Raw genomic sequence first — 17014 nt, 5'->3', positions numbered from 1 at the left:
GGTATTATTCTAAATACCAAATATCATTAACATTTCTATTCAATTTTTTTGCTACTTGAAGCGACTTTTCCAAATTAGGTCTACTTGCACCTGATTCCCACTGATAATAAGATTTAGGATTGACTTGTAGCATATCAGCGAATTCCGTTGGTTCCATCATAAATTCTTTCATTCGGATTTCCCTTAGCCTATTTTTCACAGCCAATATATCACCTCTAATGATCCTATATTAGGCACGAAACACAATTACTGCTAATAATTATATACTTACTGAACACTCTTATCTTCCTTATCTTCCTCATCTTTCAATTCTTCTATTTTTTTCTGCTCATCTTTCAACAATAATGTTTCAGGGATTTTTTTATTTTCCATTGAAGGTATTCCAATGTTCTCTCCATTTAATATTATGCTAGGGTTATTACTAAATAACTTTACATTGTTTTCTTCTAATCTTGCCAATTTTTCATGTATTTCAGGACCACTTTTTACATTATTTAAGTCTTTTTCTTCTACATTTAACCCTTGTTGCTCTTTTATTAATCTCATGTATTCCCCTCTTACTTTTATATCTCCAAGAGCTTTATCCTGTCTCGCTTTCCAACTGAAATTATCCTTATAAACTTCATATGAAAATTTTATAATTGCTCCTAAAATTCCAAGGGCTGCTGCATTTCCGCTTAAAAAAGCTAAAAATGTCCCTGACTCAATACGATTATACATAATAGGTTCTTCTTCAGCAGATATACCAATAATTGAACATATGTCATTATACATATATTCTAAACTCTTCATAGATTCTAGTGTCGTTCCCAAATCATTATTTTCAGATAGAAGCCTTATACTAAAAGCACTTTCTTTAATGCCTAATGTAAGTCTATCATTAATATCTGCTATAGTTTTTATATCCTCTTGCAATCTATTAAACTCATTAACCATAATATTCAAAGCAACAATTAGTTCTATAAAGTGCATTCCTGTATCGGCGTTAATTATAATTGTCTTATATTTGTGAATTACTCCGTAAGCATATTCCATCCTTTTAATAAAAGTGTCAACACCTATCACACTATCATCATATTTTTTCAGTTCTGCTATAGCCATCCATAAATTCATAAAATCAATTTCTATCAAACTTTTGATAAGCTCTTTATGAAAATTAGTAGCTCTACTTCGTAAAGTATTAGCATTATTTATGGAGGAGCCATCTCCACCAGCAATCGCATTGTTTAGTAAAAAACCATAGGAAAAAGCATCCCATCTTCTGTGCTCTTCCAATATACCACTAATATCTTCAATAGTTTTTCTAATCGGTTCTATATCTTTTTTTATGGATATAGTTTTTTCATAAATATCATTGTAGTTCATAACACACCTCTTCTATTCTCAACTGCTTAAATTTTGTTGTTTAGATGTAAAATTATATATTTTAACCATATACTACAATAATACCAAAAAGTAGACAAACTTGCAAAACTTAATAAAATTACTAATATATTTAATTTAATTTATTTTATTTTCCTATTTTTATTAGGTATGTACTCAAGAAGATCCGCTATTTCACAATTCAGTGCTTCACAGATTAAATCCATGTGATCTAAATTAATCCTATCTACTAACTCATTGTATATTTCAGAAATTGTATTAGGCCTAATGCCTGTCTTCCTTACAAGGTCAGCCTGTGTCCATCTTCTCTCCCCTAACAGTCTAGATAGATGTATCTTAACCATACTAAAACCACCTTACAATAACCATTTTAAGGATATTGTATCGCTATTAAGTATTTTAAAGCGTATTTTGTTATAAAATAACTAATTACGTTATAAGACATTATATAATTTCTTTATACTGACAAAATTACTGGCACTGGTGAGTTTCTCCTGTAAAAGTCTTACAGTTTGATTGCTTGTCATTATTTTATATGATAAAATGAGTAAGTAATGTTAATCTGTTAGCTGTGATAATATCACAACCTTAACTATAGTAAGGAGGTGATATGTATGAATGATAGTATTGTAATACTATTGCAAGGGGGATTATTCCTTATTGCTCTAATTACTTTAGTTATTAAGCTGATTGAATTAGCAACGCAAAAACACTCTTAAAATCATACTTAATGACTTAAGAGTGTATATAGGTATTACTTTTTAAAAAGTAGAGTGCTACGAACGCTCTGCTTTTTTCATTATATACTTATTATACATTTGATACTATGGTTTGTAAAATATTTTATTTTATTATTTTTGCCTTTATTTTCCTTATAGTGCCTATATGGTAGTAAAATCGCTGATTGAATAAGTAAATTTATACTTCGCACCGTTCTTAGCTTTATAATATTGGTTACTTTCGTTTGCACATTGCTTCTCCAAAAATTGTTCTATGGCTGGTTTATATACACTCTCAGGGTATACTCTAGCAATCCCAGAGAACGTTGGATAGTACAGTTCTTCGCATTTAATATTATTTTCTTGTATATATTCCTCGATTATTACAGTAACTAACTTAGCATTAAGAGAATTTTTTATTTCATTTTTATTATTTTTATATCTATATATTTTATATTTTCTAGCTATCTCGCTATCAAACAAAAGCTGTTCATCTAGTTCTATCTTCTTATAATATGTATTTTTCCCCACCATTAACCTCCTCGTTTTTACTTTTTATTACTAAATATGTTAAAATATCAAAATAATTGTACCATTTGGAGTAAATTATGTAAATTATATTTTTATTGTTTTTATATCTGCAAACAAAAAAAAGCCTAGAAGGGAAAATCCCTTCTAGGCAATATATCTATTGTGCTGCAGTCTGTACAGCGCTTTGTATGTCATTAAGCTTCTTGGTTAATGAAAAATTAGTAGATTGTAATTCTTGAATTTGCTGATTTTGAGAAACTACTTGATCCTGAAGTTGCTTAACTTTATCGTCTTTTAAGGCTTCCTTACCCTTATTTACTTCCCCTGCGATTGTCTGTCTTAGGTAATCCAACTCTTCTTGTGTAAGCCCTGGAACCTTTTTTAATAGTAGTTCATCAAACATCTGAGCCTTTGATTGTATAGCATTTTCTAATGTTTGAGTTATTCTAAAGTTTTCATCCACAATACCCCAAACTTCCTTTGCAGTGTCTATCTGTTGTTGATGATCTTGAATAAATTTGCTCTGTTCAATAGCATCCTTTTTAGATTTGAGTACTTCAATAGCTGCATCTCCTACTGGTTTTACTAATACCGCAATGATACTAACACCTGCAGTTACTAAAATTGGGCTTACTAGATTAATTAAAAAGTTTAACATAAAATATTCCTCCATTATTTTATTATTTTTTAATATAAAAAAGAGTACCTTTTACAGTACTCTTAATCTTATAAATTCCTTGTGTAGTCACCTTTTAGGAACATATCGCACTCTTCATTCCTTCTATTAACTAAGCCTTGAAGCACTTGACTTCCTGCATGAGTCCAAGCTAAGAAGTTTTCTCTTAAGCTTTCATCCCTAACTCCAGCACAAATTCTCTTGTATAGATTTGATTGATTTAAAAGTCCATCTACCCCACAGTTGTATGCAAAGCTTGCTAATGCATCAAATTGATTTTGAGTAAGAACTACTCCTTTGCTATCTAGGTCTGCTTTAATACTCGAAGCTTTATCATTTATTTCTTCTTTAAGCCACTGTGTAGCCTGTTCTTCTGTACAATGCCCTAATGCTACTAAATCTTTTCTAGTAGTACCATAGCCTATAGTCATAACACCAGTACCATCATCATAAGCATGATCTACAAATCTTTCATAGTCCTTTACAAAATTTATAAGAGCATCAGACACAAGGCTAGAATTATTTTGAATAGTTTCTTGTGTTTGTGGAGAATCCCACTTCCAAATAACACCTGATTTTGTGTTAGGACCTTTGTCGGTGTCGTATACTATGTTATACTTATTGCCTAAGTCTTCAAGTACTGTAACATTTTCATTCTGTACAGTGCCGATTTGTTCGTTGGAATTTATGTCAAACACATATCGAAGACATGGAACATGTAAAGAATGGTCATTATCGTAGTATATACAAGCATTGGTTACATATGCTTCACGTTCTCCTCCTGGTACAGGATATCTGCACCTCACTAGCTGTCTAGAATAGCTTACGTCTATAACTGTAATTCTATCTCCATCATCCACTCTATGACCTTGTTGAATACTTCCGTCAGCGTTCCTACAATACAAAAAATCTCCTCTTACAATTGCATTACTCATTAATAATTCCTCCCTTTACTTTTTTGAAATAAAAAAAGTTACTGCTGCAGTAGCAATAACTGTTATAACTGTTTTTATTAAGTTTTCCCAATTTTGACCTGGCTTTTTTTCTATATCCTCGATTTTATTTGCTATTAGCTGAATCGAATCTTTTATCTCGTTAAGTATTTTAAATACCATCTTAGTTTGTTCCTCTGTCTTCCCTTGAGCTACTGACAAAGCAGTTAGATCCTTTTTTACATCCTCTAATTCATCTTTAAGCTTATTAAAATCATCTTTAAGTGCATCTATCAAGGTCGCCTGTCTGCAGTTGTTGCAACTATCACTCATCCTACACCTCCACAAATTGCTAAATAAAAAAACATCTAATTCTTATAGATGTTATTAACGCTTAAAACTAGTTTGATTGTGCAACTGGATTTAATAAACTTTGAAGTGGTGCTCCATCTTTCAGCTTTAATTGTCCGTCTACAACATGAAATTGCTTAAAGTTATAGAAGATTAAATAATTATACTCTAGGTATAAAGCTCCAAATACTTTAGACATTTCTTCTACTCTACTTTCCCCAAAAAACTCTGATAAATTTCGCTCTGGTGTAGAAGCTTGATATATCTCTCCGTCAGATAAATAATAAACAAACAACATATTATCCCTCCTATATTCTTGCTACAACTATAACATCTATAGCTCCCTCGCCTATAGTGTTCCCAGGCGTTGTCGTGTTTGCATCCCATCCCCACATAGTCTTAGTTTCAATTCCAATTTTCTGTAAACAAGGCTGTACTACTAACTCTCTCGTATCTCTATTCCAGCTTAGTAGATTTACAAATATAGTCCTAACTGCATCTTTGTTTTGTTGTGCCCATGCTGAGCTATCAATGTTCCCGTAACTACAAATTACCGTAAAATCCTGATTTATACCCATACCTTGAAAGTCTGGCGGTAATACTATCGTTGTGGTAGAACCATTTTTAACTCCAGGTCTTACTACTCCATAATCTAAAGACTTTATAGGTCTTTCACCTCCACCATTATTAATAAAAGCACCACTGGCGTTCATTAAAGCATACTTTCCATCAGGCTTAGACCACTTAGAGCAATCTTTAGTATGATATGCTGTATCGCCCCCTTGACCACCTATAGTAAAGTCACCTAAAATATTTAAGTTTCCGTTTATATCTCCTTTAAAAACTTCTACATTATTATTGTTTCTTATAGAGATATTACCGTTTCTTACAACTAGACCATCTGAGCTAGATACATCTACATTCACAGTGTGTATCTCGTCAGGAGAAGGGCACCAAGGTACATAATTACTACCTGACGCAAGCATTAAATCACCTACAAAGGTTACATAGGCTCCACTATAGTCTGTAACACCATAATGAGTTACTTTAAATTTTATTTCGTCGAAATCATTGGTTATTTTAAAGTCACACTGGACTAGTTTTCTTCCGTCAGCGTTTACTCCCCCAAAATCTATATAATTAACTGCATTACCATTATTCCAAATTTCTATACCACAAGATGCTCCTTTAGTTGCGCTCTCGGCACGTAAAACGCAACTAAAATAATAATCGGTATTTTTAGACATAGTTAAATTATCTTTGTTGTGTATTGATTGATATATAGCTGTGCTTTTACCTAATGTAGTAGGATAAAAACCTCTATATCGACCATCTAACATAGGTCCTAAATACCAATTACCACCGCTCTCTGCTCCATAAAACCACCAATTCGAAAATCCTAATTTAAAGTTAGAATTTTTGATTAAATTGGTAACTCCTGTAACTCCCATAGCAGCCTTTATGGTATCGGCACTTATGGTAAAATTACTACCATCCCAATTAATTTTACCCCCAAAGCTGAAAGTGCCATTGTCCATATTAATCCATGTACTTCCGTCCTTACTTCTTAAATATCCAGCTTTTATTAGCTCCGCGGAAAGTTGTCCAGTGGTAATTACAGATGCATTTATCGTTCCATCTATAAGCATACCTAGAGTAAAAGGACCATTAATACCTGTCTTACTTCCTCCTATTCCCTCATAGTTCATTCTTAAGCATTTTTGAGCGGTACTTGGACTAGGTGAGTCCATTATATAAATTTCTTGTGGCTGTCCGCCTGCATCTCTTTTATAATATACGTAGCCACCTTGTACACCAGTTAATATCTGTGTAGCTACTTCCATAGCCTTTAATAAGTCGCTTTTCTGTGTTTCTATAGTATTACCTATTTGAGATACAGAATTATTAAGTGAATTAAATGTATCTGCTGTGCTTGGCTTAAAGAAATTTCCGAGTTCAACTTCATCATAGGACTCTAGAATACAGTCATATTTATAACTAAGCATTTTAGCTTTTACATCTATTTTAGGGTTTTCTACTTTTATTGTTACCGTGTCTCCTAAATAGACCCTCTGAAGCTGTGCATAGTCCTTATATTCCTCGGTTTGACTTAATTCTTGAAAATCTACTTTATAGTTAATACCTGGTATATCTACTTTATTAATATTAAATAGATCCGAGACCTTTTGCCTTAATGCATTGTAAGCTTGATCTATAGTTAGGGTATCAGATACAGTTATATCTTGAAAATGAAATTCTCTTATTTTTGGATGTGCATAAGCATTAATATTAGGAGAGTCTATATATTTCTCAGGTAATATCAAAGTCTGATTTTTATCGTCTAGCCCTGTTGGCATTACCCTTGTTACAACATCATCTAATAATAACTGCTTTTCAATGCTCTTTAAGTTCTTTCCATATGCTATGCTAACTCCCCTATCTGTACCTCTAGCTGAAAGCATTTGTATGTTAAAGTTATCTCTTACTATTTCTCCTCCCCAAACTTTTATAAAGGAATTATCCATATCTCCGATAAGACAATCTACAGGATTTTTTCTAACATAATAAGCAGTACCTACAGTACCAATATCACTCATACATTTAAAACTATGTGGATACTGTGTATGACTTAGTATCCAATCTAAAGCCGCTGCTCCATTTTGGCTCTCAGGTCTTGCATCTTCTATAAAATTGTCCAATAGGTCATAAAATATATGCCTACCATAAGCAATAATACTATATAAAGTCGTTGCTATTTGATATATTCTAAACAGTTGATCTCCTTGCGGTGTGGGTGCCTTAATGATATTATCTTCAGCTATGTTTAAGTACTTCCCTCTTTCATCAAATGGATATTCTAATTCTATTGTATAGAGTCCATTTATCCTCTCTTCAACTTGTGCCCTTATAGGTGCATCTAACACTGCAAGTCCATTATTATTAAAGTCCGTTTCCATATTGCCATAGACTATTATCATTTAATCACCTTCTTTAAAAGGGCCAATTAAGGCCCTATAAAATTTAAGAGAAAATAGGTTCTATAGCTTTCAAGAAGCCTATTGTAGCATTAGCCATTCTTAAGCCACCATATGGATTAAAATGTACACCGTCCTGGTAGTACATAGGATGCGTATAATAATTAATTCCTAAAAGCTGATATGTGTTAAATAGCGGTAAAGCGGTTTTCCTAGCTATATCTTCTATAGCTAGCCTTATATTTTCCATTCTTTGTTCTCCACCATCACCGCCTTGATTAATTCTAAATATATCATTTGTTAAGATAATCCTAGCGTTAGGACATCTAGCATATATTTTATCTAACATAACCTTATAAGCACCGTAAAAAGTACCTGTTCCAGTATCTCCATAATGGCCTATAGTATCAAGCCAACCACTATCATCTACTTTTCTTGCTATATCATTTTGCCCAGCTAATATCATTATAAGGTCGGCATCTGGTGGTAAGGTCGCAATTCTAGCATCACTGCACATTGGAGATTTACTTATTTCAACGCCTCCGTCCCAATAGTCGCCTAAAGAAGAACCACCCACGCCGCAATTAACGTGTGTCATTCCTAGATAACTAGCAACGTATGGTTGCCATCTATTTTGAGCTACGTTAGAGTGCCCAAACGAAACAAATTTTTTCCCCGCCCACTTAGACATTAAGTAATATGCTTTATTAGCATAAATGCTTTGATCTGCATATTTTACATTGTTAGCAGAAGTAATATTGCCAGTACTGTCTAAACCTCTTCTTTGTATTGCAAGTAGCATATCGTCGCTTGCGTATTGCTCAGTGTGTTTGCCAGTTACTTGCAAAAATTGAACACTATTTATTTGTATAGTAGCTTGTTTTGTGCTACCTATGATATTTGCAAAATTACTAAATACGCATTTAAACCTTGTACTTGTTTGAGTAGTTGAAAGAGTATAAGGTAAAGCAACTCTATAATTACCAGTGTTTGTTATTGTAATCGTTGCTATTGGATCTGAGGAAGTTTCTACTGCATAACTCATTACACAGCTATCAAAATTTTTAGAAATTACATTTATATCAATGTAAAAATAATAATTTCCAGGTTGCAAGCTTGTTATTGTTCCAGATTTACCCCTTATCATAGGGTAAGGATTTACGGTATTAATTGTTAGATTTATAGGGAAGGAACTATCGTCTACGCTTGCATCTGTTTGTATCGCCCAAAAGTTATCGCTATTAAATTTGTAAGGCGGTATCATATCTAAGTCAATAAGTCCGTTTATATTCTTTGTATTATAATCTATAACAGATAATTTCCCTGTAACTTCATCAAGCAAATTATCTAATCCTATTTTTACCCCACTATCCATTTTGTTAGGTAAATAAGGTAAAAATGTTGGCGTAGTAGTAAAAGGCGTTGCAGAAGTAGTTAAAATGAAATTATTTTTATTGCCTATAGTTTCCGTAGTTCTAGCGTATACTGCATTAGTAGGTATCTTTTGGTTTCTATAATATCTGCCATCTGCAAAGTATTGTATAAAATTTTTGTTAGTATCATAGAAAGCAGTGGGTACTCCTTGCTCATTATTGGCAAAATATTTTCCTATAAAATCAGAAACATTAATATAATTGCTAGTAACATAATTAGAATTAGCGGTTAGTGTACCATCACTCAAAAGTGTGCCACTTACAACATCAGTAGGATTAAATAAATTGCTTGAATAAGCAATAAACTTAGTATGTTTTATTGCTATAGAGTTGTTTGCTATACCTGCACTTTGATATACTATACCAGTGCTAAGCCAGGCTGAACCATTCCAGTTATATATGCATCCATCTGCAGCAACTAATTTATTTTTATTATCACCATTAGGGTAGGCAGTTGTTAAGTCCGATACAGTCGAAAATGCTCTATCTGGTGCTCCACTTGCTACTTCGGCTACTTTACTATCTACATAGGAATATTCAGCTTTATTTGATACACTTGTTTTTACATTTGTTAAATCAGTCGCATAATCTTCTTCTAAAGTATCGTACTTCATTTGAAATTTACTATCCCAGTCATTTACCTCTAATAGAGCTGAAGATAAGGCATCAAACTCGTTAGAACTTTCGATAGCATCGTCATTTCTCAAACTAGCAATTACATTTATATTAAATGCCTTTGAACTAAGAATACTATTATCCTGTCCATAAATCACAAGCTCGCAAGCAAGTTCTCCTGGAATAGCTAGAACTTGGTTGGTTAACTCTGCTATTACCTTTCCATTTATAGAATCCTCGATAACTACGTTATTAAAGATAAGATTGTTATCTGGCTTTACAGCATATATTTTTACAGAATGGTTTGTAAGATCCATAACTCGTGAGTTATTTATAAGTGTAAATTCTATAAATCTACTATTAGCATCTCCTTGCTTTGCATCTATCCTAGTATAAATTTCTCTATTTATATCAAAGTTTATTTGTCTTATGTCTTGCATTCTTCATTACCTCCTATAAATAGCACCAATTTGGAACTATTTCTACACTATCTACATTACCACTCCAAGTAATGCTATTAACACCTTCCTGTAAGATTGGAAACGCTCCGATCATACTATTATTCATATTTATACTATCTTTATAAGCATCTTTACTAACACTATCTATAATCATATATTCATCTATATTTTTAAGATTTATAAGTGAGCCATTTATGACAATTGTTATGTTTCCCATACCATATATTGTTATTAATGGCTCACTTTGAAATGTACCTTCATTATATATTTCGCCTGGCTTACGAAGAGAAATTGTATTTTGTCCTTTTCTAGAATATTGAAATGGAGCACATAAAAAAGTAGCTGTGAATTTACCAGCTACCCAAAGCATTCTCTCTATTTCTTTATCTACCTTTACCTGTTTAACCTTATAAAAGTAATCGGGGTCATCACTTTGAATAAGCTCCCTATTATCTATATTGCCTATTAGCCATCTTTTTACATTTCTAACAGTTTGATGAATGTCGTTTCTATCTACTAGATTAAAACTAATTGGAACTGGTATATCTTTATAAGTGCCTAAATCTCTTGTCAAGCTACCATTTCTACCATCAATATCTATTATTCTTATATCTCTTTCAGGAACAGGAAAGTTTGGTCTCTGCTCTATATTTAAGTTTAGATCTCTAAGACTATCTTTATTATTAAAAAAAATACTATACCAATTAAGCACTAGAACTTTCCTCCCTTTCCTAGAGAAATTTTGCTATTGTAGGAATACATATTTTGACTTATTGGCTCACTTAATATTCTGGCAACTACTTGCTTATCCATAATTAAATAAGTAGGAGACTGTTGTATCGGTTGTGTATAGCTAGATACAATATTACTTATAGGTGTTAATCCCGCTTTCACATCTAGTTGAGTTTGTAGATTAGGTATAGCAGTTTTTAGGAGTGCTTGCATAGATGGTATTTGTGATTTTACACCATCTTGGAAGCCTTTTATCATATTAGCCCCCCACTTAACTATGTTTCTTCCTTCACCTTCTTTACTAGGCGAATTAAAGCCTAAAAAGTTTTTAATAGATTTAACTACACCGTGTGCTGCATCTGCAGCTTTTCCAGCCATAGCCTTTATTCCATCAATAAACCCGCCAATTAAATTCTTTCCCCAGTTAAAGGCGGTACTAGCTAAATCACTAAATATATTACCTATTCCTTTTAATATATCTCGGATGATATTCCCAACTCCACCTAATAAACTCTTAACTATACTTGTAAAGTTATTCCACGCTGCTCTCCAATTTCCGTTAACTATATTCATCACCATTGAAATAACATTCTCTATAACGCTAAGCGCTGTACTAACAACATCCTTAATAACATTAAAGATAGTCATTACAACATCTTTTATTACTGTAAACTCAGCTTTCCATATAGGTACTGCAATATCAAAAAAGCCTTTGATTACTGAAACCACTAAATTTACAACCTTGCTTACGGTCTGTTCTATAAGTGGAAAATTATCTTTTACCCAACCTACAACTTGTGAAAAAATACTTATAATAAATTGTAAAGCTGGATATAGAAGCGTGTTCCATACGCTTACAATAGCATTAAATACAGTCTCTATAACTTTTTCTATAGTAGGCCAATATGTGGATATATAACTTACAACATCATTTACTACCTTCATAATAATCACAAAGGCTGGTTTTAAAATATTATTCCATACTTGTACAATGCTTGTAAAAACCTGTTTTACTACGGCTTCTATCGTTGGCATGGCAGCATTGATACCCCTAATAATATCAAGAACAAATTTTTTCACGCCATTTAATATATTAACTATTTTAGTTGCGTTTTGGCCTGCCGACTCACTAGCATCTCCGCCAAACATATGATAAAACATGTCCTTAGCACTAGCTACGTTTCCTTTCAACATAGCAACAAGCCCCTTAATAGCAAATTCTATAATTTCTACAGGTCTTGTTATTATTTCAGCAAATCCCTCACCAAATGTACCTTTGAAAGCATTGTAAATAGAATATGTTATTGTATGTCCTTCCTTCAATGAATTGAATAAACTCTTAAAAGTTTCAATAACCGGCTTAATTGCATTATCAACAGTTGTTTTAAAACCTCCGAAATTCTTTATATAAGCAGCTGTTAATAAAGCAATTCCTCCTACTACTGCTGCTATAGGTATACTTAATCCGCCTATTAATGTACCAATTCCACTAACAGTAGGACCTAGTATACCCATTACCCTTTGAAGTAAAGAAGCTCCCCCAATAAATGTTCCAAATACTGCAGTAGCTGTAAGAACTCCTGCAATTAAATTTTTATGTTCTTTTACGAAGCCTGAGACACTTCTAGCAGCTTCATTTAATGTTTTAGCTATCTGTAATAGATATGGTAGTAAAGCACTTCCTATGGTCGCTTTAATGCTTCCCATAGTATTTGACAGTTGTTTCATTTGACCGTCATAAGTTTGTGCCGCTGCTTGTGCCTGCCCCCCAAATTCTTTATTAAGCTCATTTAGAATAACTTGCTGAGCTCCTGCCATATTGCCGGCTTCTTGCATAGTTTTTATTTGTTCTTTTTGTTGAGCTGTGAAGGTAACACCAACACGGGTAAGGGCAGTTATCCCCTTAATAGGATCATTAAGTGCTTTACCTAACTGAATAGCAACCTGTGGAGCTTCGGTTTTAAACTTCTGTGACATATCCATCATAGTTGAAGTAGCCTGTTTAAAAACATCCCCCTGAATATTAGTGAAAGTTAGAAGCATATTTTGACCCTTCATTACCTCCCCGGCAGTAAAGGTAGTTGCTGAAGAAACATCTCCTGCCATTTTCTTGATTTGATCTGCTGAATATCCTGCAGCCCCACCAGTGGATTTTATTGTCTGTTGAAGATCTGTAAAATTCTTTTCTCCATTAGCTGCAGCTGTAACAGCGCCTTTTAAATAATTAGCAGCCATAAGTCCAACAGCGCCAAAAGCATCCTTTATGTTAGATAATGCATTTGAAGCACTCTGCTTTACTGCAGACATAGCTTCCTGAAACCCTTCAACTTTACCAAGTATAGGTATGACTAGGCCTAAATCTTCATCCATACTTTAATCACTTCCTTAAACGGACAATAAAAAAAGACCAGTATCAAACGGTCTTCTTTATCATCCTATAAACTTTTTTACATAACTGAAATGAAATCTTAGGAATATAATAGTATACAGTCTTAGCCATGAAAACAATGAGTTTCCAAAACAATTTTATAATTAATGCTATAGGTTTAAAAATTATGAATTTTATTATTTCACTAATAGCTGAGAGTAATGAAAATATTAGAAGTGTTTCACCAGCATTTTTAATCTTAGTATTCCTACTTAGCTGAGACATTGCGCCTACACCTATAGCTGAGTCTATAGCTTGCTTTTTAGAGTTCTTAGTACTCATATAATCACCTCTGATTAAATTATACTAGGAACTAAAATCCATTTCTATCATATTTTTCTATTTGTTCTTTATTTTTTTTCTTAGACTTGTAAATCAAAATATCAATATAAAAGAAAAAATCCATTTTATCTATATCCACCATGCTTTGCCCTTGCATCATTAGAGTTAAATAAAAGTCACATATAAAATCATAGGGAGACAGTTCCTCACCATCTCCCTTTACTGGTTTAAATCAGATAATTCCTTTGATTTATTAGCAAACTTATTCATAACAGTTTCAATGCATTCTTTAAACTTAGGAAGAATATTTTCGATATCACATCCTTGATAAAACTCTTCCAAAGTAAATTGATTGTCAAATACATCAACAATGTATTGAACCATTGTATCAGTTGCTTCTTCATCCATATCGTCGCTACTCATGTTTTCAAATTCTTTATTAAGTTGAAGCGTTCTTTTAAATAAAATAGCTGGTAAAAAAGAAGCCTGGAACTTCTTTTCTGTTCTTTTTGTGCTTCCATCTTGTTTAAATTTAAGTACTATATTCATACTCTACCTCCTATGCAGTAGTAAATATCTTAGTTACTGTTACTAGCTTATTTCCTGCTCTATCTGCTACATCTGAGTCAGCTACAGCTAAATACTTGGATGCACTAGATAGTGGTGTAGTAGGAGTTAATATTACTGTTTTAGTAGCATCATTATAAACTACTGTAGCTCCTACTATACTTCCATCTGAGTCCTTAATTAAATAGAAGTTAGCTGGTGTTACTGTTGAAGGAGCTAAGCTCTCACTAAATGTCCATGTAAAAGTTGTGTTAGCAGCTACTCCGGTAGCATTTGCTGCTGGTACCGTACTGGCTATAGTTGGCGGAACGATATCAGAGTTTTCTATAGTGTTAAAGAATGTAGTTGAAACATCTACATACCCAGTTGACTCTTCATCAATTGAATATCTATCTTTTTTATCGTATTTCCTAGGTAAATAAACGCCCTCTATGGTATCATTCTGTATTTTTACATTATTACCTATTGTCTCAGCATCTTGTTTCGGGTCCTGGAACATAGTCTTATAAACTTTTACATATCTATTTTTACCATTTCCTTTAGTCCTTCTATATAGTATAGCTAGAAATGGCGCCCTATCATCTCTGTTGTAAATTATTCCTCCCACTCCATCTAAAGTATGTCCGAATATATCAGCTTGAGTTTCTAGTGGCAGTGTTTCAACATCTAGGCTAATTTTTCCTCCATTAGGTACTTGAACTCTTTCATTTTTTACTCCATCTGCATCAAAGTCACCAACTTTTACATCCGGATCAACTGATATTTTAGCTGCCGCTGCTAGTGGTTTTACTGGTCCATAACTTACCCCTGTTACATCATCTTTAGTCATTATTGCATAATACAGCGAATCTACATTAACAAAATTACTCATTAAATTAACCCCCTCATAATAAATAAAACACCTTTACGGTGTTTCTTCTTTGAGCTTTTTATATTTCATTGAATGATGAACTATTCTAGTATCATCTTCGCTTTGTTTCAAATACATAGTTCTGCGAAATCCATTATTCCTCATCAATCTATCTACATCAAAGTAAATTTCCTTAAATTCTCCAGTATTAAAGTCTTGTCTTTCCCAACAATCTATAGTTACCTCAATATCATCTGTAGTAGCTTTACCATCAAAGTAACTGTCACTATCATGACCACTATCAAAATAACTAATCATAGGAAAATATTCTTGTGGTACCGGATTATTAGCCTCAGCGCATTGAGTGAGAATTTCTGGATATTCTGGATAAGTAGGTGCTATAGTTTTTAGTATCGCATATACCTCAGGTCTTATGTCAACCACTATTTAGTCACCTCTCTTATATGCTGTTTTATTATATTCTTTATATCTGCTACATTCTTAGTTATAGCATTGGTTAAAATGTATTTGCCTTTAATACCCCTTGATGTACCAAATTCTAAATGCTTAGCATATGGAACACTATTAAATAGTATTCCTGAGTGCTCTTTATCTGGATTGATACCACTTCCTATAGAAGCTTTATATAATCCTGTTCTTTTCCATTTTGGCTTACCACTTTTAGTAGTAGGTACAGGTGTATTATAAATTTCGTTCATAGCATTTTCCTTAGCTTTTCCTTCAGCAAAAAAGGCAGCTTTTACAATACCTTTATCGAATTGAGATACTATAGACTTTGTTTTCTCATCTACTCTTCTTTTCCAATCCTCAAGAGCTTTATCAATATCATCCATAGCTTATATCACCACCTGGACATAAATTTCTATATGGCTCTTATAGTATAGTATAGAGTCTATACTATACTGCTTTCCTTCAAATCCTATTCTATTAGCTGCAGTTATACCAAAATCCTTACAGAATATAAGATGTGATGTTTTATCAGTTATTCCATAAGGTTTTCTCTGAATATTATAGGTTAAAGGTTGGAAGTCAGCTCTTATACTTCTATCTATTGGATAAGTTGTTATTACTCTTCCAATGCTTTCATCCTTGGTTTGAACTGGTTTTAATATATCAATCTTATCTCTAAGGATCATAGGCTTACCTTCTTATACCTTATTAGTACCTTTTCAATCTCTAAAGGCATCTCACTATCTTTCTTCTCGTATACCCTTTGTACTGCCCCTTCTCTCTCGCTCTCAACTCCAAGTCTATCCTCCCTGGACTTCTTATACTCTAAAACTACAAGCTTAATAACCGCAAGCTGAAGGTCAAAAGGTACAGTATCATAACCAGCTGTATAAGTAATTTCAACATAGCTTTCCTCAGAGTTTAAATAATTTAGTCTGTTGGACATTGTTAAGTATTGATAATCTAGTAAGTCTATATAAGAATTAACTATTTTATAATTGGTTACTTCATTGGTATCTAAATTAATTACACCTGTACCAAATCTAGTAATCTTATCAACAGACTTAATAGGATATTCCCTAGTAAAAATCTTATGATTTATTATGTGCTGTTCAGTATAGGTATTAACTTCAAAATGTCTTTCACAATAGTTTTCTACCATTTCCTGAACACCGCTTATTAGTAGATTTAAAAAGTTATCATCTGTAGTATCTATAATTGAAATTCCTAGATAACTTTTTACATCACTTAAAGCAACTAGTGCCATATGCACTCACCTACTTCTTTTTCTCTATTTTTGTGCTTTCAGCTTCTACTTCTTCTCCGAATCCTTTGTCTATAACCTTATCAGCTACTTTATCCTCAAATGCTGCTATATCATCAACTCTATAATTTTGGAATGGTACTGTTATCTTTACACACTTCATAGCTTTTCCTCCTAAATATCGAATTCTGCCTTATCATCTTCAATTAGCTTATTTGCTAGTTCATCATCTATGTTATAAACTTCGCCTTCCCTTAAGTCTGACATCATACCTAATTCAGTCCTTGAAACTGTTGTTAACATCTTTATTCTCATGCTTATTCCTCCAATCAATACGAGCAAGA

22 protein-coding genes are annotated in these 17014 nt (G+C 32.9%); 1 reads left to right on the top strand and 21 read right to left on the bottom strand.

Features of this window, described 5'->3' with window-relative positions; translation table 11 throughout:
- Nucleotides 1–4: 4 nt before the first annotated feature.
- The 3 genes from C1I91_RS06135 to C1I91_RS06125 form a co-directional block, all read right to left on the bottom strand.
- Complete coding sequence (locus C1I91_RS06135) at nucleotides 5–160, bottom strand: helix-turn-helix transcriptional regulator (protein ID WP_338032602.1); 156 nt, start codon at nucleotides 158–160, stop codon at nucleotides 5–7.
- 107 nt (nucleotides 161–267) lie between these two features.
- The gene (locus C1I91_RS06130) at nucleotides 268–1365 is read right to left on the bottom strand and encodes a hypothetical protein (protein ID WP_128212039.1); all 1098 of its coding nucleotides are present in this window, start codon (nucleotides 1363–1365) and stop codon (nucleotides 268–270) included.
- 140 nt (nucleotides 1366–1505) lie between these two features.
- Nucleotides 1506–1727 carry a helix-turn-helix domain-containing protein gene (locus C1I91_RS06125; protein ID WP_128212038.1) on the bottom strand — a complete coding sequence of 74 codons (222 nt, stop codon included), beginning with the start codon at nucleotides 1725–1727 and terminating at the stop codon, nucleotides 1506–1508.
- A gap of 270 nt (nucleotides 1728–1997) precedes the next feature.
- On the opposite strand from C1I91_RS06125, the gene C1I91_RS28720 reads away from it, so the two are divergent.
- Nucleotides 1998–2102 carry a putative holin-like toxin gene (locus C1I91_RS28720; protein WP_238475933.1) on the top strand — a complete coding sequence of 35 codons (105 nt, stop codon included), beginning with the start codon at nucleotides 1998–2000 and terminating at the stop codon, nucleotides 2100–2102.
- 162 nt (nucleotides 2103–2264) lie between these two features.
- Here the strand turns inward: C1I91_RS28720 and C1I91_RS06120 are convergent, their stop codons facing one another.
- The 18 genes from C1I91_RS06120 to C1I91_RS28065 all read right to left on the bottom strand — a co-directional run bounded on the left by C1I91_RS06120 (nucleotide 2265) and on the right by C1I91_RS28065 (nucleotide 16985).
- On the bottom strand, nucleotides 2265–2633 hold the full coding sequence (locus C1I91_RS06120; protein WP_128212037.1) for a hypothetical protein: 369 nt from the start codon (nucleotides 2631–2633) through the stop codon (nucleotides 2265–2267).
- 157 nt (nucleotides 2634–2790) lie between these two features.
- On the bottom strand, nucleotides 2791–3291 hold the full coding sequence (locus tag C1I91_RS06115; protein WP_238475932.1) for a cobalt ABC transporter permease: 501 nt from the start codon (nucleotides 3289–3291) through the stop codon (nucleotides 2791–2793).
- A 68-nt stretch (nucleotides 3292–3359) separates the two neighbouring features.
- A complete protein-coding gene (locus C1I91_RS06110; protein ID WP_128212036.1) occupies nucleotides 3360–4244 on the bottom strand; it encodes a lysozyme in 885 nt (294 codons plus the stop codon).
- A 15-nt stretch (nucleotides 4245–4259) separates the two neighbouring features.
- Nucleotides 4260–4574, bottom strand: a complete 315-nt coding sequence (locus C1I91_RS06105) for a hypothetical protein (protein ID WP_128212035.1) — start codon at nucleotides 4572–4574, stop codon at nucleotides 4260–4262.
- A 67-nt stretch (nucleotides 4575–4641) separates the two neighbouring features.
- On the bottom strand, nucleotides 4642–4890 hold the full coding sequence (locus tag C1I91_RS06100; protein ID WP_128212034.1) for a hypothetical protein: 249 nt from the start codon (nucleotides 4888–4890) through the stop codon (nucleotides 4642–4644).
- Between the two features lie 10 nt (nucleotides 4891–4900).
- Nucleotides 4901–7570 carry a phage tail spike protein gene (locus C1I91_RS06095; RefSeq protein ID WP_128212033.1) on the bottom strand — a complete coding sequence of 890 codons (2670 nt, stop codon included), beginning with the start codon at nucleotides 7568–7570 and terminating at the stop codon, nucleotides 4901–4903.
- Between the two features lie 43 nt (nucleotides 7571–7613).
- Nucleotides 7614–10055, bottom strand: coding sequence for an SGNH/GDSL hydrolase family protein (locus tag C1I91_RS06090; RefSeq protein ID WP_128212032.1), 2442 nt, complete (start codon nucleotides 10053–10055; stop codon nucleotides 7614–7616).
- Nucleotides 10056–10068: 13 nt separating this feature from the next.
- Nucleotides 10069–10788 (bottom strand): distal tail protein Dit, encoded by a 720-nt coding sequence (locus tag C1I91_RS06085; RefSeq protein WP_128212031.1) that lies wholly within the window; start codon nucleotides 10786–10788, stop codon nucleotides 10069–10071.
- A complete protein-coding gene (locus C1I91_RS06080; RefSeq protein WP_128212030.1) occupies nucleotides 10788–13178 on the bottom strand; it encodes a phage tail protein in 2391 nt (796 codons plus the stop codon). Before C1I91_RS06080 ends, C1I91_RS06085 begins: the two co-directional genes overlap by 1 nt.
- A 43-nt stretch (nucleotides 13179–13221) precedes the next feature.
- Nucleotides 13222–13518 (bottom strand): hypothetical protein, encoded by a 297-nt coding sequence (locus C1I91_RS06075; protein WP_128212029.1) that lies wholly within the window; start codon nucleotides 13516–13518, stop codon nucleotides 13222–13224.
- A 219-nt stretch (nucleotides 13519–13737) separates the two neighbouring features.
- On the bottom strand, nucleotides 13738–14067 hold the full coding sequence (gene gpG / locus C1I91_RS06070) for a phage tail assembly chaperone G (RefSeq protein WP_128212028.1): 330 nt from the start codon (nucleotides 14065–14067) through the stop codon (nucleotides 13738–13740).
- A gap of 10 nt (nucleotides 14068–14077) precedes the next feature.
- Complete coding sequence (locus C1I91_RS06065) at nucleotides 14078–14956, bottom strand: major tail protein (protein WP_128212027.1); 879 nt, start codon at nucleotides 14954–14956, stop codon at nucleotides 14078–14080.
- A 33-nt stretch (nucleotides 14957–14989) separates the two neighbouring features.
- Nucleotides 14990–15379 carry a hypothetical protein gene (locus C1I91_RS06060; RefSeq protein ID WP_128212026.1) on the bottom strand — a complete coding sequence of 130 codons (390 nt, stop codon included), beginning with the start codon at nucleotides 15377–15379 and terminating at the stop codon, nucleotides 14990–14992.
- Nucleotides 15379–15789 carry an HK97 gp10 family phage protein gene (locus tag C1I91_RS06055; protein WP_128212025.1) on the bottom strand — a complete coding sequence of 137 codons (411 nt, stop codon included), beginning with the start codon at nucleotides 15787–15789 and terminating at the stop codon, nucleotides 15379–15381. Before C1I91_RS06055 ends, C1I91_RS06060 begins: the two co-directional genes overlap by 1 nt.
- A gap of 3 nt (nucleotides 15790–15792) precedes the next feature.
- Nucleotides 15793–16092, bottom strand: a complete 300-nt coding sequence (locus C1I91_RS06050) for a phage head completion protein (protein ID WP_128212024.1) — start codon at nucleotides 16090–16092, stop codon at nucleotides 15793–15795.
- Nucleotides 16089–16673, bottom strand: a complete 585-nt coding sequence (locus C1I91_RS06045; protein ID WP_128212023.1) for a head-tail connector protein — start codon at nucleotides 16671–16673, stop codon at nucleotides 16089–16091. The genes C1I91_RS06050 and C1I91_RS06045 overlap by 4 nt, the downstream gene beginning before the upstream one ends.
- A 10-nt stretch (nucleotides 16674–16683) precedes the next feature.
- The gene (locus C1I91_RS28070; RefSeq protein WP_164880466.1) at nucleotides 16684–16833 is read right to left on the bottom strand and encodes a hypothetical protein; all 150 of its coding nucleotides are present in this window, start codon (nucleotides 16831–16833) and stop codon (nucleotides 16684–16686) included.
- 11 nt (nucleotides 16834–16844) lie between these two features.
- A complete protein-coding gene (locus tag C1I91_RS28065) occupies nucleotides 16845–16985 on the bottom strand; it encodes a hypothetical protein (RefSeq protein ID WP_164880465.1) in 141 nt (46 codons plus the stop codon).
- Nucleotides 16986–17014 lie beyond the last annotated feature (29 nt).

It is taken from the genome of Clostridium manihotivorum, assembly GCF_004015185.1.
GTDB lineage: Bacteria > Bacillota > Clostridia > Clostridiales > Clostridiaceae > Clostridium_AR > Clostridium_AR manihotivorum.
This window is presented reverse-complemented; position numbering and strand designations above follow the sequence as displayed.